Annotated in this window: 17 protein-coding genes; 11 read left to right on the top strand and 6 right to left on the bottom strand. The window is 37.9% G+C overall.

Annotated elements, in window-relative coordinates; all coding sequences use genetic code 11:
• Positions 1-237 precede the first annotated feature (237 nt).
• The 3 genes from C8K15_RS11800 to C8K15_RS11790 form a co-directional block, all read right to left on the bottom strand.
• Entirely contained in the window at positions 238-684 is a 447-nt protein-coding gene (locus tag C8K15_RS11800) for a GDYXXLXY domain-containing protein (RefSeq protein WP_108586606.1), read from the bottom strand.
• Positions 681-1850 (bottom strand): DUF2157 domain-containing protein, encoded by a 1170-nt coding sequence (locus C8K15_RS11795; protein ID WP_108586605.1) that lies wholly within the window; start codon positions 1848-1850, stop codon positions 681-683. The genes C8K15_RS11800 and C8K15_RS11795 overlap by 4 nt, the downstream gene beginning before the upstream one ends.
• Positions 1851-1989: 139 nt before the next feature.
• Positions 1990-3114 carry an alpha-hydroxy-acid oxidizing protein gene (locus C8K15_RS11790; protein WP_108586604.1) on the bottom strand — a complete coding sequence of 375 codons (1125 nt, stop codon included), beginning with the start codon at positions 3112-3114 and terminating at the stop codon, positions 1990-1992.
• A 794-nt stretch (positions 3115-3908) separates the two neighbouring features.
• Here C8K15_RS11790 and C8K15_RS11785 point away from each other — a divergent pair.
• The 11 genes from C8K15_RS11785 (at position 3909) to C8K15_RS11735 (ending at position 14017) form a co-directional block, all read left to right on the top strand.
• The gene (locus tag C8K15_RS11785) at positions 3909-4655 is read left to right on the top strand and encodes an IclR family transcriptional regulator (RefSeq protein ID WP_108586603.1); all 747 of its coding nucleotides are present in this window, start codon (positions 3909-3911) and stop codon (positions 4653-4655) included.
• A 221-nt stretch (positions 4656-4876) separates the two neighbouring features.
• A complete protein-coding gene (locus C8K15_RS11780; RefSeq protein ID WP_108586602.1) occupies positions 4877-5353 on the top strand; it encodes a flavin reductase family protein in 477 nt (158 codons plus the stop codon).
• Between the two features lie 23 nt (positions 5354-5376).
• The gene (locus C8K15_RS11775) at positions 5377-6861 is read left to right on the top strand and encodes a 4-hydroxyphenylacetate 3-hydroxylase family protein (protein WP_108586601.1); all 1485 of its coding nucleotides are present in this window, start codon (positions 5377-5379) and stop codon (positions 6859-6861) included.
• A gap of 73 nt (positions 6862-6934) precedes the next feature.
• A complete protein-coding gene (locus C8K15_RS11770) occupies positions 6935-7480 on the top strand; it encodes a 3-hydroxyanthranilate 3,4-dioxygenase (protein ID WP_369973742.1) in 546 nt (181 codons plus the stop codon).
• Complete coding sequence (locus C8K15_RS11765; protein WP_108586600.1) at positions 7471-8487, top strand: amidohydrolase family protein; 1017 nt, start codon at positions 7471-7473, stop codon at positions 8485-8487. The genes C8K15_RS11770 and C8K15_RS11765 overlap by 10 nt, the downstream gene beginning before the upstream one ends.
• Entirely contained in the window at positions 8484-8933 is a 450-nt protein-coding gene (locus tag C8K15_RS11760) for a RidA family protein (RefSeq protein WP_108586599.1), read from the top strand. The genes C8K15_RS11765 and C8K15_RS11760 overlap by 4 nt, the downstream gene beginning before the upstream one ends.
• An 11-nt stretch (positions 8934-8944) precedes the next feature.
• Positions 8945-10414, top strand: a complete 1470-nt coding sequence (locus tag C8K15_RS11755; RefSeq protein ID WP_108586598.1) for an aldehyde dehydrogenase — start codon at positions 8945-8947, stop codon at positions 10412-10414.
• A 58-nt stretch (positions 10415-10472) separates the two neighbouring features.
• Complete coding sequence (locus C8K15_RS11750) at positions 10473-11252, top strand: 2-keto-4-pentenoate hydratase (protein WP_108586597.1); 780 nt, start codon at positions 10473-10475, stop codon at positions 11250-11252.
• A gap of 23 nt (positions 11253-11275) precedes the next feature.
• Positions 11276-12169 (top strand): acetaldehyde dehydrogenase (acetylating), encoded by an 894-nt coding sequence (locus C8K15_RS11745; protein WP_108586596.1) that lies wholly within the window; start codon positions 11276-11278, stop codon positions 12167-12169.
• A 24-nt stretch (positions 12170-12193) separates the two neighbouring features.
• Positions 12194-13222, top strand: a complete 1029-nt coding sequence (gene dmpG / locus C8K15_RS11740) for a 4-hydroxy-2-oxovalerate aldolase (protein WP_108586595.1) — start codon at positions 12194-12196, stop codon at positions 13220-13222.
• Positions 13223-13225: 3 nt separating this feature from the next.
• Positions 13226-14017 (top strand): 2-keto-4-pentenoate hydratase, encoded by a 792-nt coding sequence (locus tag C8K15_RS11735; RefSeq protein WP_108586594.1) that lies wholly within the window; start codon positions 13226-13228, stop codon positions 14015-14017.
• A gap of 49 nt (positions 14018-14066) precedes the next feature.
• On the opposite strand, the gene C8K15_RS11730 is transcribed toward C8K15_RS11735, so the two are convergent.
• From C8K15_RS11730 to C8K15_RS11720, 3 genes are read right to left on the bottom strand one after another with little or no spacing between them, the layout of a single operon-like run.
• Positions 14067-14777 (bottom strand): ABC transporter ATP-binding protein, encoded by a 711-nt coding sequence (locus C8K15_RS11730; RefSeq protein WP_108586593.1) that lies wholly within the window; start codon positions 14775-14777, stop codon positions 14067-14069.
• The gene (locus C8K15_RS11725; protein ID WP_108586592.1) at positions 14770-15543 is read right to left on the bottom strand and encodes an ABC transporter ATP-binding protein; all 774 of its coding nucleotides are present in this window, start codon (positions 15541-15543) and stop codon (positions 14770-14772) included. Before C8K15_RS11725 ends, C8K15_RS11730 begins: the two co-directional genes overlap by 8 nt.
• Positions 15515-16495 carry a branched-chain amino acid ABC transporter permease gene (locus tag C8K15_RS11720; protein WP_108586591.1) on the bottom strand — a complete coding sequence of 327 codons (981 nt, stop codon included), beginning with the start codon at positions 16493-16495 and terminating at the stop codon, positions 15515-15517. The genes C8K15_RS11725 and C8K15_RS11720 overlap by 29 nt, the downstream gene beginning before the upstream one ends.
• Between the last annotated feature and the right edge of the window lie 4 nt (positions 16496-16499).

Raw genomic sequence — 16499 nt, 5'->3', positions numbered from 1 at the left:
TCGATTTTCTGGTATATAAAAGATGATATGTATATCTAAAAGCGATTCAAGGCAAATCAATTGTTAAAACTAAATCCTTGTGCGTAATAATAAGCTTTCTAGTTCTTTGCGTCAATTTAAGGGTAAGTTGAAAATTAACTCGTTCTGTGCATAGTCATTATATGTAGTTAATTAAAAGATGCCATTTTCAAATAATTAGAAAACAGCAAAAGCGACTTCGCTTTTGCTGTTTATTAGTTAATCTTGTCGGACATCTAAATACACTGGACGAATCGTTCCCCACGGTGAGACATCGAGTGTTACGGCTAAATTACGTGCTTTTTCAAGGTCCGGTCCAGTTCCTTGTTCTACGTAATACTGCTCAAGTTGTGGAGCGGTAATGAGTTCGTTGTAATAAGTTCCTCGAATAGATCCAAAGAAAGCTTGTGAATCGATTCGGTCAATGACAGCATAACCATCGTCACCTTGTTTTAATGTGAAGTAGATTTCACCATTCTGCAAAGAGTCTGAAGGTTTTAAGTCAGGATATTGTAGCAAAACATATTCCCCATAAAACGGATCAACTGGATCGAACGGTTCTGCTCTTAAAACAAACTGTTCACCTAACCACGAAGTTGCGTAAAAGCTCAAGACGATCAGTGCAATAAAAAGACTTTGTAAAGCAGGGAATAAGAACGATCTCATGTTGCAACACCTGCTTTCTTCCGGTTTACATACCATGCGATTCCTGAGAGGACAAAGAGCAAAATGGCACCGACTAGGAAGAAGAGAGACATGTCGAGTCTTTCCCATGCATAAATGAAGTAAAGAACAAATTGAACAGCAATAAAATAGACAAAGCCAAAAGTAAGTGGTCTATCTTGCCGATGTGCAATGACTAAATACGCGAGAGCTACGATTTCAGCTACTATGGCGAGCGCAATAGCTGTATCATCGAATAACAATAAACCAACTGCCCCTAAAACAGAAATCCACGTAATTGATTGGAAGCGTAGATAAGTGAGTACTAAGACACCTACAGAAACAACTAATAATGAGATGGACTCCACTAAATTTATTTCAGGAATTGATAAATCCATTGCACCTCTAACTGTCAAGTAGACTACTAATTGAAAAGCTCCAACTACTAGAGACAAAGACCCCAACAAACGTTCTTTTTCTGGAACACTTAGAAGCAGAAAAACTAGCGTAAACAGAGTCCAAATTGGCCATAATATTGTCTCGTAATCTACAAGTATCCATAGCATTAAACCTGATGCGAAAAGCAGCGACCAACTGAATACCATAGAAGAATCAATATGGCTAAAATAGAACCAGGCTAGTGTTACAGCAAGGAAACAACCCCATTCAAACCAACTCATAGTAGGGATCGACATCATTAACACGAATGCTCCAGCAATAAAAGCAATTAAAGCATACGGGAACTGACGCCAGTAAAAATAGTGGGCGAGAGTCACAATAAATATAGCCCATGGTAAAATCGAATTTGATACCGAAAAATGAAAAGCCTGAACGGTTACAATAATGCTTGCTCCAAACATTGCAAGTCCTATGAGACGAAAAATGATGGCACGACCGAAGTTTTTACGTTCCGCTAAATAGCCGAAACCGTAAAACATCCACATCAGTAATTGAACCAAGCCTATTTTCAATAGAGCTGGCATTACCTGCCAATTCGCTGCAATGAAACTAAACACTGCAAGTGAAAAGAAAATGAGTCCAATAATTAAGAGCAGCGGAAGTTTGGTAGGTTTTGGTTGTTGGTTTTCAAAAGTTAGAATCTTTTTAACCGCTACTTGGTCGATAAATCCTTCTTTTTCCCAACGCTCCAATTTACGTTCAAGATCCACAACGACACCCCCTTTATTTTACTTCTATTATATTCCCTTATTATATGAATAGACAGATGATTACACTATTTTATTCTGAAAATTCAGGTAACATTTTATTTGAAAATATAAGAGAAAGGGGGAGTACTTTGGGCAGTGTTTATTTCTTTTTACGAATGATTGATCGATTGACTTGTTGCAGGGATGCGAATCCAGTAAGTGCTAATGAAACGTCAATATCATTAATGAAATCATTTAACACATGTCGAACCCCGTTTTCTCCAGCTACAGCTAATCCGTAAACAAAAGGGCGTCCCAGTAGTACCGCATTTGCCCCTAATGCTTTCGCTTTAATGACATCAGAGCCTCTTCTAATCCCACTATCTAGTAAGATAGGAACTACTCCTTGAATTACTTCTGCGATTGAAGGTAAGGCTTCGAATGATGAGATACAGCCATCGAGCTGTCTGCCCCCATGATTAGAAACAATTACTCCATCTACTCCATAATGTAACGCTTTACGCGCATCCTCTTCATGAAGAATTCCTTTTAATAAAACAGGAAGTTTGGTGTGGTTTTTTATCGTCCGAAGATCATCCCAAGTTAAGGAAGGATTAAATATCACATCTACTATTTTTCCAATTACATCAGGATCATCACTAGAAGGATTACTACCCAACCGACTTAGGAAAACAGGGTCATGTAGATAATTAGCTGATCCTTTTCCAAGTTTCAGAGGTGAATAGCCATTGTTTAAATCTCGTTCTCGATTTCCTAAAAGAGCCGTGTCTACCGTAATGACAATAGCCGAATAACCTGATTCTTCCGCACGTTTAACCATACTTAAAGCCAGTTCTACATCCTTAGACCAATACAATTGAAACCAGCGTGGCGTAGTCCCAAGATTTGCAGCAATCTCTTCTAAAGAATATGACGATAACGTACTAGCGATAAACGGGACTCCGTGATGAGCGGCCGCTCTTGCTGAAGCAAGCTCACCATCTGGATGGAATATGCTCTGTACTCCTACAGGGGCAATCGCAAAAGTAGAAGGGAAGGTAGTACCTAAAACTTGCGTTGAGGTATCCCGAATGCTGACATCATTCAAAACTCGCGGAACAATATGCCAGTCATCAAAAGCATTAACATTTGCACGTAACGTACTCTCGGCACCAGAACCACTGTTTACATATGTAAAAGGACCTTTTTCTATCGATTCAGAAGCCATGTGTTCTAATAGTTGAACGGAATGTGGTAATTCGATATTTAATATAGAATTTGTCATAAGGTTTCTCCTTTCGAAAAGCTTTTACTTAGTATAGGTTACTAAATACGTTCTTTCAACGACATTAACGGAATTTTCTTATAAATAAAGACTCTGTTAAACGATATTGTTGTTTATCGTACATTTACGCTAGCCTCATGTTCCGCATGAGCCAACAAGTGTGAAAACCACATATTTGTGGGTCTCATTTTTCACGCTCTTGCGGCATGCTAGGAGCAAATTCACTCTTTCGTTTGTTGTGAAATATAACTGCATTTTTTAACACAGCCTTTTAATGGCTCTGTTAAATTATGTTGTTGATTATCGTACATTTGAGCTAGCCGCACGTTCCGAATGAGCCACCAAGTATGAAAAACCACATACTTGCTGGTCTCATTCTTAGGCCCACACGAAGTGGGTCATGAAGGTGTTGCCACAAAATTTCTCGCATTGCATTTTGCGACGAGTAACCGCAGGAGTAGGACGTGGCGTTTTTAACCTTCGTTTCGTTCCTTTACATGCTAGGCGCAAATGTACTCTTTTGTTTGTTTTTCAATATCAACAGCATTATTAAGATAATTTCACATTATGAAATTGTAAGCTTGAATACTACAATATAGTAAAGTATTCTGGAACTATCTCCCTTTCAATTTACTGATTTTTCAATCTCTTTACATTTTAGGGGGAAACATCAAATCAATTTAACAGAAAAAAGTTTTGCAGTTTACTAACAATTGAAAGCGCTTACAATAGGTGAGGTTGAAATTTGATAGACAGTTTGTGATTGGATATTCTGCGGAAGAGGGGATTTCATCGTGATAGAATCTGTTAAAAAAGCTTGTCATATTATAAGTTGTTTCTCAAGTGAAGAGCCTGTGTTAGGTAATACAGAGATTGCTAAAAAGCTTGGTATGAATGCTGGTACAACTCACCACTTAGTTACCACACTTTGTAATGAGGGAGTCTTAATTAGAGATCATAATAGAAGGTATCGATTAGGATGGAAATTATTAGAGTGGAATAATAACGTAATGTTTCAACAGGATATTTATGATAAGGCCATACCTTTAGTAAAAGAATTAATTCATAGATTTGTAGGTACAGCTCATATTGGGATGTTTGACAAAGGCGAAGTTGTTTTTGTATTGAAGGTATCGTCACAAGAGGCATCACCTATACACACGTATATTGGTTCAAGGAAACCTGCTTATGCGACGAGTACAGGAAAAGTGTTGCTATCGTATAATTCAGCTTATCTGCAAGAAACTATTAGCCGAGGGTTGTCGATGCAAGCCCCAAATACAATTACTGATATTAATAAATTGAAGAAAGATTTAGAAATGGTGCGTAAAGTTGGTTATTCAGTTAGTAATAATGAGAATTCGACAGGTACGTACGGTATTGCTGCACCTATTTTATCGTATTCAGGAAAAACTATAGCTGCAGTTAATTTAGTTGGACCTGTTTCATATATGCAAGGAAGTAATCGCTCCATGATAATCCAAAGTGTAATAAATACTGCTCAATCGATTTCACAAGAATTAGGATATATTGAGGTTTAGTTAATAACTTACATCCCATCTTATTGAAGGTTTTTAAACTTCATATCATAGATTGGGGTGTTTTTGCATATTAATTATTGTTTATTAATAATTCGCACCTGCGAAAAATAAATAAATAAATTATTCACGCTATTCCATATTATGAAATAGTTGCGTTGAGTGAAAAAAAAATATTCGATATATTTATTGTACTTTGATAGATAAAGAGAGGTAGGAGAAATATGGATTTAAGAGAGTTAAGAAATTGCTTTGGACAATTTGCAACGGGGGTAACGGTAATTACCTGGAAAGATGACCAGGGGGAAAGACATGGTATAACTGTGAACTCGTTTACTTCTGTTTCTTTAGATCCAGCACTCGTACTTGTTTCAATTGCGAAAAATGCAAAAGCTTGTTCAGGATTAAAAAATCGTTCATTTGTAATTAATGTGTTATCTGAATCTCAGGAATCATATGCTTGGCAATTTGCTGGTCGACCAGATGAAAATCTAGTTGTCGAATGGGAAGAATCCAATGGTCTTCCACATCTGAAAAATGCACTTGCAACGTTTGAATGTATTCCATGGGCAGAATATGAAGGTGGCGATCATATTTTGTACGTAGGGAAAGTTGAGGATTTCTCATATAGCGATGAAGAAGGACTATTATTCTTTAGAGGAAAATTTATAAAAAAAGAAATGCAGCAGCCGGCTTTATAAAGTTAATATTGGAGGAATGAAAAATGGGGATTAGATCAGGAGTAGATTATATTAACGCGTTAAAATCTCGCCAACCAGAAGTTTGGTTAGGTGGGAGAAAAATTAAGGATTTAACTAATGAGCCAGTATTTAAGCAACCAATTAAGGAACTCGCAAGACTATTCGATATGCAACACGATGCGAAATATCAGGATAAAATTACTCATATCTGTCAAGAAACTGGTGAACGTGTCAATAACGCCTTTCTAATCCCACGTAATGGAGAGGATTTGAAAGCACGCCGAGAACTGTTTGAAGTTTGGGCGCAGGCGACATTTGGTTTAATGGGGAGAACACCCGATTTCTTAGGCACTGTAATAACTGCAATGGCTTCAAATGACTGGTTCTTTAGACAGTATGGAGAACAGTGGGGAGATAATATTGTAAATTACTATAAATATATTAGAGATAACGATTTATTTCTAACACATGCAATTATTAATCCACAGAATGATAGGAGTAAAGCTTCGAATGAGCAAGAAGATACCTACACGCACTTAGGTGTTGTAAAAGAGACAGAAGAAGGCTTAATTGTTCGAGGCTCTAAAATGCTTGCAACGCTTGCACCACTTACAGATGAGGTAATTATTTATTCTTATCCAAGTTTTAAACCTGGAGACGAGAAGTATGCAATTTCATTTGCTCTTCCTATCGACACCCCTGGGTTACGGATTTTATGTCGCGAAGAAACACAGAATGGCACAAGGTCAACATGGGATCATCCATTAGCATCTAGATTTGAGGAAATGGATGCAATGTTAGTGTTTAATGATGTTTTAGTTCCATGGGACCGTGTTTTCATTAATCAAAATGTAGAAGCAGGTAATTTACTTTATCCTAAAACAGGTATCAATTTACAGCCATCCCATCAATCAGGAGTTAGGGGTCTTGTAAAACTTTCATTTGCTACAGAGGTAGCATGTTCAGTTGCAGATTCTATTGGTGTTGATGGATTCCTAAATGTTCAAAATCAATTAGCTGAGCTTTTACAAGGAGTTGAGACGATTAGGGCTTTAGTACGTGTTTCTGAGTATGAATATGTCATGACTCCATATGGTGAAGCAATTCCAGCAATTATTCCACTTGAAACTGTCCGTGGACTATTACCAAAATTGTATCCAAGAGCAGTAGAAATCCTACAAATCATAGGAGCAGGTGGGCTTTTGATGTCACCAACTGGTGCTGACTTTGCAAATCCAGAGTTAACAGATGATATGAATAAACATTATGTTGGTCGTTCAGGAGTAGCCGCTGACGAGCGAGTACGTCTATTTAAGTTGGCTTGGGATCTTTGCGGAGAAGCATTTGGTCAAAGACTTGTTCAATATGAGAGATACTACTCAGGAGATCCTATTCGTAAAATGGCAATGTTTTACGGTATGCACAAACGAAATAATCCAACATATCCAATGGTGCAAAAAGCCCTTGAGGATTCACTAGAAATGTCAAGAACAGCCGTGACTAATTAACTTCTTTGTAAATGAAAGCGTTTTCGATAATTTGTAAATTAAAAGAAAAAACTATAAAACGGAGGTAACATTGATGACAAAATCAACTATGGCTAAATTACAAGCATTTAACTTACTGGGTTGGATTGAAGAGAACAAAGACAAACTTAAACCACCTGTTAATAATAAAGTCCTTTGGGAAGATTCTGAATTTATTTGTATGATTTTGGGTGGTCCAAATAAACGTCGTGATTTCCATGTAGATCCTTCAGATGAATTCTTTTATCAGATAAAAGGAGATTGCTTCGTTGAAATTATTAACAAAGAAGGCGAACGTGAAGTTATTACAGTTAAAGAAGGAGAGGTATTTATGTTACCAGCAATGGTTCCTCATTCTCCTCACCGTATTGCTGATACCTTTGGTTTAGTAATTGAACGAAAACGGGCTCAAGGTGAATTAGAAGATTTTGTTTGGTTCTGTGATAAGTGTAATCACAAAATGCATGTAAATCGTGTTCAATTAACAGATATTGAAAAACAAGTAAAAGGCGCAATTGAAGAATTCAATAGTAGTGAAGAACTACGCAAATGTGAGAAATGCGGCCACGTCATGTCTGAAGAAGTCGGATTATGGAAATAAGAGTAGACTTTCATACACATATTATTCCAGAAGAAATACCTGAATTCGCAAAAAAGTATGGTGGAAGTCGTTGGCCAACATTAGAAAAAACGTGTTCTTGTGGTGCTAATATCATGGTCGCTGGAAAAGTATTTCGTGAAGTGACAGATCAAGTCTGGAGTCCGGAAAAAAGAATCCGTGATATGGACGAAGAGGGTGTTGATATTCAAGTGTTATCGCCTATTCCAGTGACGTTTTCTTATTGGGCTGAAGCTGAAGCTGCAGAAGAAATGTCGAAAATCCAAAATGACTTTATCAGTAATACAGTTAAACAATATCCTGATCGTTTTATTGGTTTGGGGACTGTACCTTTGCAAGATGTAAAAGTATCGATCCGAGAAATGGACCGATGTATGCATGAGTTAGGATTAAAAGGTATTGAAATTGGCACGAATATTAATGGTAAGAATTTAGATGACCCTTCATTTTTAGCATTTTTTGAAATGGCGGAGAAGTGGGAAGTTCCACTGTTCGTTCATCCTTGGGAAACATTAGGCACAGATCGAATGCCTCGACATAATTTTATGTACACCGTTGGTATGCCAAGTGAAACAGCCTTAGCTGCTGCGAGCTTGGTTAGTGGTGGGGTAATGGAGAAGTTTCCTCGATTAAAGGTTTGTTTCGCTCATGGAGGGGGTTCTTTTCCTTACATTTTACCGCGTTTGGATCAAGGGTGGAAAGTCTGGCCGCATTTAAGAGTAACGAGTAAACCACCGAGTTATTACGCGAAGAACTTTTATTTTGATTCATTGAATTATGATCCGTTGACCCTGAAATATTTAATAGATAGTTTCGGATATGAAAAAATTGTTATGGGATCTGATTACCCGTTTTTATTACGAGAGATTCCTCCCGGCAAAGTAATTGATGACACACTTGAACTAACTAAAGAACAAAGAATAGCTATTTTAGGCAAAAACGCGCTTGATTTTTTAAATATTAAAGTAAAAGAAGTGGCAAAACGATGAGCACTCCTGAAGAAAAATTAATGGAACTAGGTTTAACACTTCCTCCGATACGACCCACTTGGGGAAGTTATGTCAGCTGTGTAAGAACCGGAAACCTTTTATTCACAGCAGGACAGGGTGTAGATGAATACCACGGAAAACTAGGTAGAGATTTAACTACGGAAGAAGGGTATTTAGCAGCTCAACAATCGATGCTCAACTTACTAAGAGTCGTCAAAGATGAGATTGGCGAGTTAAGTAAGGTAAAACAGTTCGTAAAAATACTAGGCATGGTCAATTGCACTGAAGATTTTACCGAACATCCAGCAGTCATGAATGGTGCATCTGATTTAATTGGGAAGGTTTTTGGTGACAAAGGAAAACACGGGCGTTCAGCAGTAGGAATGGCTCAATTACCAAATAACACAGCAATTGAAATAGAGATAATTATAGAGATAGAAGATTAGGAGGAAATCTCGTGACTAATGAGGTGGTAGCTGAAAATATCATTATCCAAGATGCCAAACTTTTTATTGATGGAAGGTATGTAGAGTCTCTTTCCGGAGAATCCTTCGACACGATTAATCCGGCAACAAATAGAAAGTTGGCCACTGTCGCAAATGGTGGAAAGGCTGATGCCAAATGGGCAATTGATGTTGCTCAGCGAACATTTGCAAGTGGTGTTTGGAGCAATATGCCTGTTGAAGAAAGATCAAGCATATTGTGTAAAATGGCGGATTTAATTATGAAGAACGTTGATAAACTTGCATATGTTGAAACATTAGATGTAGGCAAGCCAATAAAAGAAAGTCGTGGATTTGATATTCCTCGCGCTGCTTCCAACTTCCGTTTTTTCGCTGAAATGGCGAAGTATATGGTACATGAGCACTATGATATGAGTAGACATATGTCATATGTTCAATATGCGCCAGCGGGTGTCACGAGTTTAATTATTCCTTGGAATTTACCATTTATGCAGTTGACCTGGAAAGCTTCAGCTGCTTTAGCTGCAGGAAATACAGTTGTGGTTAAACCTGCTTCTTATACTCCGTTAAGTGCAGTTATGTTAGGCGAGATTGCAAATGAAGCCGGATTACCACCTGGAGTATTAAATATTTTAACAGGACCTGGAAGTACTGTTGGGACAGAGATGTGTACGAATCCCTCAATTCGCAGAATATCATTTGTAGGGGAGTCCAATACAGGAAAAACCGTCATGCGAAATGCTGCTGAGAACTTGATACCGGTCTCACTAGAGCTTGGAGGCAAATCAGCAAATATTATATTTGAAGACGCTGATTTGGATGAAGCTGTGGCAGGATCTATCGAAGCGATTTATCGTAATCAAGGTGAAATTTGTTTAGCGGGTTCACGAATTCTTGTCCAAGAAAGCATTTATGATTTGTTCTTAGATAAATTTGTGGCTGCTGTAAAGAAAATTAAAGTAGGAGATCCTACTGATGAGTCAACAGATATGGGTGCTCTTGTGTCTCGGGGGCATTTGGAAACGGTTGATAACTATGTTCAAATTGGCCTTGCAGAAGGGGCGAAGCTTGCATATGGAGGAAAGGTTGTAGCGAATCTCGCAGATGGAAATTTCTACGAACCTACAGTTTTATATGATGTAGATAACAAGATGCGTGTAGCACAAGAAGAAATTTTTGGTCCTGTTCCTGTGATTATTCCATTTAAAACTGAAGAGGATGCAATAGCAATTGCAAATGATTCTATCTACGGGTTGGCCGGAGTCGTATGGACGAATGATTTGCGAAGAGGTCAGCGTGTAACATCACAAATCCATGCAGGGTTGTTATGGGTCAACTGCTGGTATGTTCGTGATTTACGAACACCATTCGGAGGAGCAAAAGCGAGTGGTATTGGCCGCGAAGGTGGAAGACATAGTTTTGATTTTTATACAGAAGCAAAAACGATTACGATAAAAAAATAAGATAACAACAAAAGGTGGCTTTTGCACACCTTTTGTTTTGTATTAGGAGGTTTTTTAGTTGAAAGGTAAGAATGTCCAGTATGCAACAGAACTCTTAGAAGCAGAGAAATCACGCCAAGGAATTATTCCTTTAACAGAAATGGATAATTCTTTAACGGTTGAAGATGCTTATCAAATTCAATTAGAGACAGTAAAACTTAAAATTGCTCAGGGTAAAGTAATTGTGGGCAAGAAAATAGGTTTGACAAGTGTTGCGATGCAAAAAATGTTGAATGTGGATGAACCAGATTATGGTCATCTTTTTGATGATATGCAAATAGAAAATGGAGCTATAGTTAAAGTTGATTCAATGATATCTCCAAAAGTAGAAGCTGAAATTGGCTTTGTTCTAAAAGAAGATTTAGTGGGTCCGAATATAACGTATATTGATGTTTTAATGGCTACCAAGTATGTAGTACCGACACTTGAGATTATTGATAGCCGGGTGAAAGATTGGAAGATTAAATTAGTCGACACGGTCGCTGATAATGGATCATCTGCAAAAGTGGTTGTTGGCTCTAAGACGACAACGATAGATTTAGTGAATTTGCGAACTATTAGTATGGTGCTCTTTAAAAATGGAGAGCTTCAAGCAACAGGTGCTGGAGCTGCAGCACTAGGTCACCCAGCATATGCAATTGCATGGCTTGCAAATAAATTAGCTGAATTTGGAATTACATTAAAAAAAGATGAATTAATTTTACCAGGTGCATTATCTGCTGCGATTTCAGTTTCAGCAGGAGACACCATAGAAGCTAAGTTCGGAGCACTTGGCTCTGTAACAGTTCATTTCGAATAGGAAAATGAGAAAGGAGATTGAACATGGCTAAAATAAAAGCTGCAATTATTGGCTCTGGTAATATCGGAACGGATTTAATGTACAAATTAGAAAATAGCGATGTTATTGAATTAATCGCAATGATAGGAATTGAATCAGATTCAGATGGTCTTCAAAGAGCCAAACAAAAGGGCTATAAAGTCTTTTCTAATGGAATACAAGCCATAGTTGAGAATCCTAGCATGGTAGACATTGTGTTTGATGCAACTTCAGCAAAAGCCCATGTCCACAATGCCGAAATTTTAAAAGAGTTAGGTATATTAGCTATCGATTTAACGCCTGCAGCAATAGGGCATTTCTTTTGCCCCGCGGTTAGTTCATTACCAACTTCTTTAGATATCATGAACGTTAATATGATTACTTGTGGTGGACAAGCAACGATACCGATTGTTCATGCTATTAATCAAGTGGCTGATGTTACATATGGGGAAATTATTGCTACGATTTCTAGTTTAAGTGCTGGACCAGGTACTAGAGCAAATATCGATGAATTTACGATTACAACACGTCGCGGAATAGAAGAGGTTGGGGGTGCGGATAAGGGCAAAGCTCTAATCATATTAAATCCTGCAGATCCACCTATTTTAATGCGTGATACGGTCTATTGTGAAGTGAAGAATATGGATGAAGCTGCTATTAGAAAGTCAATCAAAGAAATGGTTATAAAAGTGAATGAATATGTTGGTGGCTATCGTTTAAGACAAGAACCAATGTTTGAAGGGAATTGCGTAACCGTTCTTATTGAAGTTGAAGGTGCAGGCGATTATTTCCCTCCATACGCAGGGAATCTAGATATTATGACAGCTGCAGCTATGCGAGTCGGGGAAGATTTTGCTCGGAGGATGTTAACAAAAAACATGATAGAAACAACCATATAAATCGATTAGAAAGGAGATTACCTCATGGCTATTAATTCTGGAAAACCAATTCTAGTAACAGAAGTTTGTTTACGTGATGGCAGTCACGTCGTTGCACATCAATTTACTGTTGATCAAGTACGAAATGTAACACGTGCATTAGATGACGCGGGTATGCACTATATTGAAGTGAGTCATGGCGATGGTTTAGGTGGTTCTACATTACAGTATGGTAAATCATTAGTTGATGAAATGACTTTAATTGAAGCGGCTGTAGATGAATGTGAAAACGCGAAAGTAGCTGTTTTACTCATTCCGGGAATTGGCACTATAAATGAGTTGAAACAAGCAAGTGATTTAGGTGCTCGTTTAGTCAGAATTGCAACTCACGCGACTGAAGCTAATGTATCAGCTCAACATATTAATAAAGCACGGGAACTTGGTATGGAATCATTAGGATTTCTAATGATGGCTCACTCTGTTCCAGTTGAGAAATTAGTGGAGCAGGCTAAATTGATGGAAAGTTATGGAGCAGAGGCTGTTTATGTAACGGACTCAGCAGGTTCTTTACTACCACACGAAGTGCGTGAAAGAATTAAAGCACTTCGAAATTCATTGGATATTGAAGTAGGATTCCATGCGCACAACAATTTATCTGTTGCAGTTGCCAATACACTTGTTGCAATTGAAGAGGGAGCTACACGAATTGATGGCAGTGTTCGTTGTTTAGGCGCAGGTGCAGGTAATACACAAACCGAGGTCTTGATAGCGGCACTGGATCGTATGAATATAAATTTGGGTATCGATTTATATAAAATGATGGATTTAGCTGAAGATATTGTTGGGCCTCTAATTCCAGGATCTCAAGAAATTCGGAAAGGTAGTTTAGTTCTTGGCTATGCGGGTGTGTATTCTAGTTTTTTACTACACGCAGAACGAGCTGGAGCGAGATTCGGGGTCGATCCACGCGATATATTAATTGAATTAGGGAAAATGAAGGCAGTCGGTGGACAGGAAGATATGATTCTGGACGTTGCAGCTGAAATAGCAAAAAGAGATAAAGTGAGGGTATAAAAAATGACTCTACTAAAGGATAAAGAGAAAAGTATTATTGATTATTTATATAACGCAGAACGCGATGTAAAAGAAGTTATTAAAGTGACAGACGAATATCCAACACTGACTATTAAGGAAGCTTATGAACTACAAGATGGATTACTTGCACGTAAAAGAGCAGAGAGTGGTTCTAAGTTAATTGGAGTAAAGCTGGGCTTAACAAGTAAAGCGAAGCAAGAAATGATGGGAGTCAATGAAGCAATATATGGGTATTTGCATAGTGACATGCTTTCATTCGAATGGGAAGCTGTTGCATTTTCTGACCTCATTCATCCGAAAATCGAACCAGAAATTGCTTTTTTAATGGCTGAAGACTTACAAGGAATAAATATCTCAGCTGAAGATGTCATTAATGCAACGAAATATGTGGCACCTGCGCTCGAAATTATAGATAGTCGCTATAAGGATTTCCGATTCACATTGGTTGATGTAGTGGCTGATAATTGTTCTTCTGCTAAATTCTTAGTAGGTAGTAATTGGGTTTCGCCGAATTCAATAGATTTGAGCAATATCGGTATGGTAATGTCCAAAAATGGTAAAGTTGAACAAACTGGATCAAGTGCAGCTGTTCTAGGGAATCCTGCAACAGCTATAGCATGGGCAGTAAACGAGCTGGGTGCCCTTGGTAAAGGACTAAAAAAAGGTGATATTATTTTAAGTGGAGCTATGTCAGAAGCTATTGCATTTAACCGAGGGGATTCAGTAATTGCTGAATTTGATGGGTTAGGCAGTGTATCGATGTATTCTAAATAAAACAAAAGAGAAAAACTCCGACTGCAATCGGAATTTTTCTCTTTTAATTTTAACTAGATTTTTTACCAAGATAAGCTTCAACAATTCTTGCATCTTCTAAAAGATCCTTTGCCTCGCCATTAATAATTACTTTTCCTGTTTCCATTACGTAACCGTAGTCGGCCACTTTTAGTGCTTGTTTTGCGTTTTGCTCTACCAAAAGGACTGTCGTTCCAGCCGCTTTAATTTCTCTTATCATCTTAAAGATATCAGCGACGATTAAAGGAGCCAAGCCCATAGAAGGCTCATCCAGTAATAATAGTTTAGGTTTTGAAAGTAATGCTCGAGCGATGGCTAACATTTGTTGTTGCCCTCCTGAAAGGGTTCCACCAAGCTGTTCACTACGTTCTTTTAAAATAGGAAACTGTTCCATTACTTCTTCAATGTCTTTTTTAATATTTTTATCACTTCGATGATAGGCACCCATTTCTAGGTTTTCCATAACGGTCATGGTTGATAATATTGCTCGGCCTTCAGGGACCAGTGCAATCCCTTTTCTAAGAAGTTGATCGGGTCTAAGTCCTGTGATATTTTCCCCTAAAAATTCAACGGTTCCATGTTTGGGTTTTAGCAAACCAGAAATGGTTTTCATTGTAGTCGATTTTCCAGCGCCATTTGCACCAAGAAGGGTTACAACCTGACCTTGTTCTACTTCAAGACTAACACCTTTGAGTGCTTGGATTTTCCCGTAAAAAGTTTCAATTCCCTTTACTTTAAGCAATTTGATCGTCCTCCTCTGAACCGAGGTATGCTTCAATAACTTCTTGGTTGTTCTGAATTTCTTCAGGCGTTCCTTCTGCAAGTTTTTTACCGAAATTCAACACGGCAATTCTGTCACAAAGTTTCATTACAAAGGGCATATCATGCTCAATTAATAACACGGTTACTCCTCGTTGCTGAACTTTTTTTATTAATTCGAACAAGTTTTCAGTTTCGGTTTCATTCATTCCAGCTGCAGGCTCATCTAGCAATAGCAGGCTTGGGTTACTGGCTAAAGCTCTTGCGATTTCAAGTCTTCTTTGTTGACCGTAAGCTAAATTTTCTGCAATTACATCTTCATAGTTAGACAAGCCGACTAATTCCAATAGCTCTGTTGCTACTTTATGTGTGTTTGCTTCTTCCTTGCGTTGGGATTTTGTGCGAAAAACACTTCTCAAAACTCCAGAGTTACTTCGGCAATGTCCACCTACTAATACATTTTCTAAAACTGACATTTGTGAAAAGAGACGGATATTTTGGAAGGTACGACAAATCCCTTTATCAGTAATTTTGTGTGGTTTAATACCGGATATCTTTTCTCCATGAAAACTGATTTCCCCAGAAGTCGGAAGAAACATGTTCGTAATAACATTAAACATGGTAGTTTTCCCGGCTCCATTAGGTCCAATTAGACCAAATATTTCACCTTTATTAATTTTAAAAGATACATCGGTTAGAGCGGAGATTCCGCCAAAGTTTTTAGTTATGTTTTTTAGTTCCAGTACCATGGTCGGTCCTCCTTCTAGACTTAATCATGTTTTTAATCCATTTCAGAAGTGACACATCGATAATACCTTGTGGACGGAATGCCATCATTAAGATAAGAATTACACCGTAAATCATATAACGGTATTCACTAATCACGCGTAATGCCTCTGGTAATATCGTCATAAATGTAGCTCCAAAAATGGCACCCCAAATTACTTCACTACCACCGAACACTGAGAAAATCAATATTTCTATAGCACGATGATAGGCAAAATCAGCTGGGCTGATATATGCCATAACATGTGCATATAATGCACCTGCAAAGCCAGCTAAAAGAGCTCCTTGAGTAAATGACAACACTTTATAGTAGGTAATGTTTATCCCCATAGATTCTGCTGCTTTTTCATCCATTTTAATCGCTGCGAAAGCTCGGCCAACACGGGATTTATTTTGTCTAATGAAGAACCAGATGAGTAAAATATTTATCACGACTAGGAGGGTAAGGACCATTAAATAGACAACTTGATTATTCCTTAAGCCAAGCATCTCTGGCTCAAACCCCATAGCTGTTACAGTTTTAAAGAGTTCTCTACCTAGATGTGGAACACCTGATAAACCGACGGCACCTTGCGTAACTGATTCCCAGTTAACAAAGATTACCCGGATGACTTCACCGAAGCCAAGAGTCGCAATTGCTAAATATACGCCAGACAATCTGAGGGCTGGAATACCAATTAGAATTCCAAATATGCCAGCAACTAATGCACCAAGAATAACACCAATGAAAATGGGTAATTCAAAGTGAATCGTTAACAAGGCAGAAGTGTATGCTCCAATTCCCATAAAACCTGCATTTCCTAAAGATAATTGACCTGAAGAAAGAGTTATGTAGATGCTTATTCCTAAAATGATGTTAATCATGATAAAGGAAGCAATTTGTAAATGATATGGATTTAGTAATTCTCCTAACATAACA

Origin of the sequence: Paenisporosarcina sp. OV554, from assembly GCF_003058165.1 — a bacterium.
Lineage (GTDB): Bacteria > Bacillota > Bacilli > Bacillales_A > Planococcaceae > Paenisporosarcina.
This window is presented reverse-complemented; position numbering and strand designations above follow the sequence as displayed.

Excerpts from the sequence above, each read along its gene's own strand:
- C8K15_RS11735 (WP_108586594.1), top strand. The coding sequence starts at position 13,226 with ATGACTCTACTAAAGGATAAAGAGAAAAGTATTATTGATTATTTATAT.
- C8K15_RS11775 (WP_108586601.1), top strand. The coding sequence starts at position 5,377 with ATGGGGATTAGATCAGGAGTAGATTATATTAACGCGTTAAAATCTCGC.
- C8K15_RS11800 (WP_108586606.1), bottom strand. The coding sequence starts at position 684 with ATGAGATCGTTCTTATTCCCTGCTTTACAAAGTCTTTTTATTGCACTG.
- C8K15_RS11790 (WP_108586604.1), bottom strand. The coding sequence starts at position 3,114 with ATGACAAATTCTATATTAAATATCGAATTACCACATTCCGTTCAACTA.
- C8K15_RS11780 (WP_108586602.1), top strand. The coding sequence starts at position 4,877 with ATGGATTTAAGAGAGTTAAGAAATTGCTTTGGACAATTTGCAACGGGG.
- C8K15_RS11720 (WP_108586591.1), bottom strand. The coding sequence starts at position 16,495 with ATGTTAGGAGAATTACTAAATCCATATCATTTACAAATTGCTTCCTTT.
- C8K15_RS11745 (WP_108586596.1), top strand. The coding sequence starts at position 11,276 with ATGGCTAAAATAAAAGCTGCAATTATTGGCTCTGGTAATATCGGAACG.
- C8K15_RS11725 (WP_108586592.1), bottom strand. The coding sequence starts at position 15,543 with ATGGTACTGGAACTAAAAAACATAACTAAAAACTTTGGCGGAATCTCC.
- dmpG (WP_108586595.1), top strand. The coding sequence starts at position 12,194 with ATGGCTATTAATTCTGGAAAACCAATTCTAGTAACAGAAGTTTGTTTA.
- C8K15_RS11770 (WP_369973742.1), top strand. The coding sequence starts at position 6,935 with ATGACAAAATCAACTATGGCTAAATTACAAGCATTTAACTTACTGGGT.
- C8K15_RS11765 (WP_108586600.1), top strand. The coding sequence starts at position 7,471 with ATGGAAATAAGAGTAGACTTTCATACACATATTATTCCAGAAGAAATA.
- C8K15_RS11760 (WP_108586599.1), top strand. The coding sequence starts at position 8,484 with ATGAGCACTCCTGAAGAAAAATTAATGGAACTAGGTTTAACACTTCCT.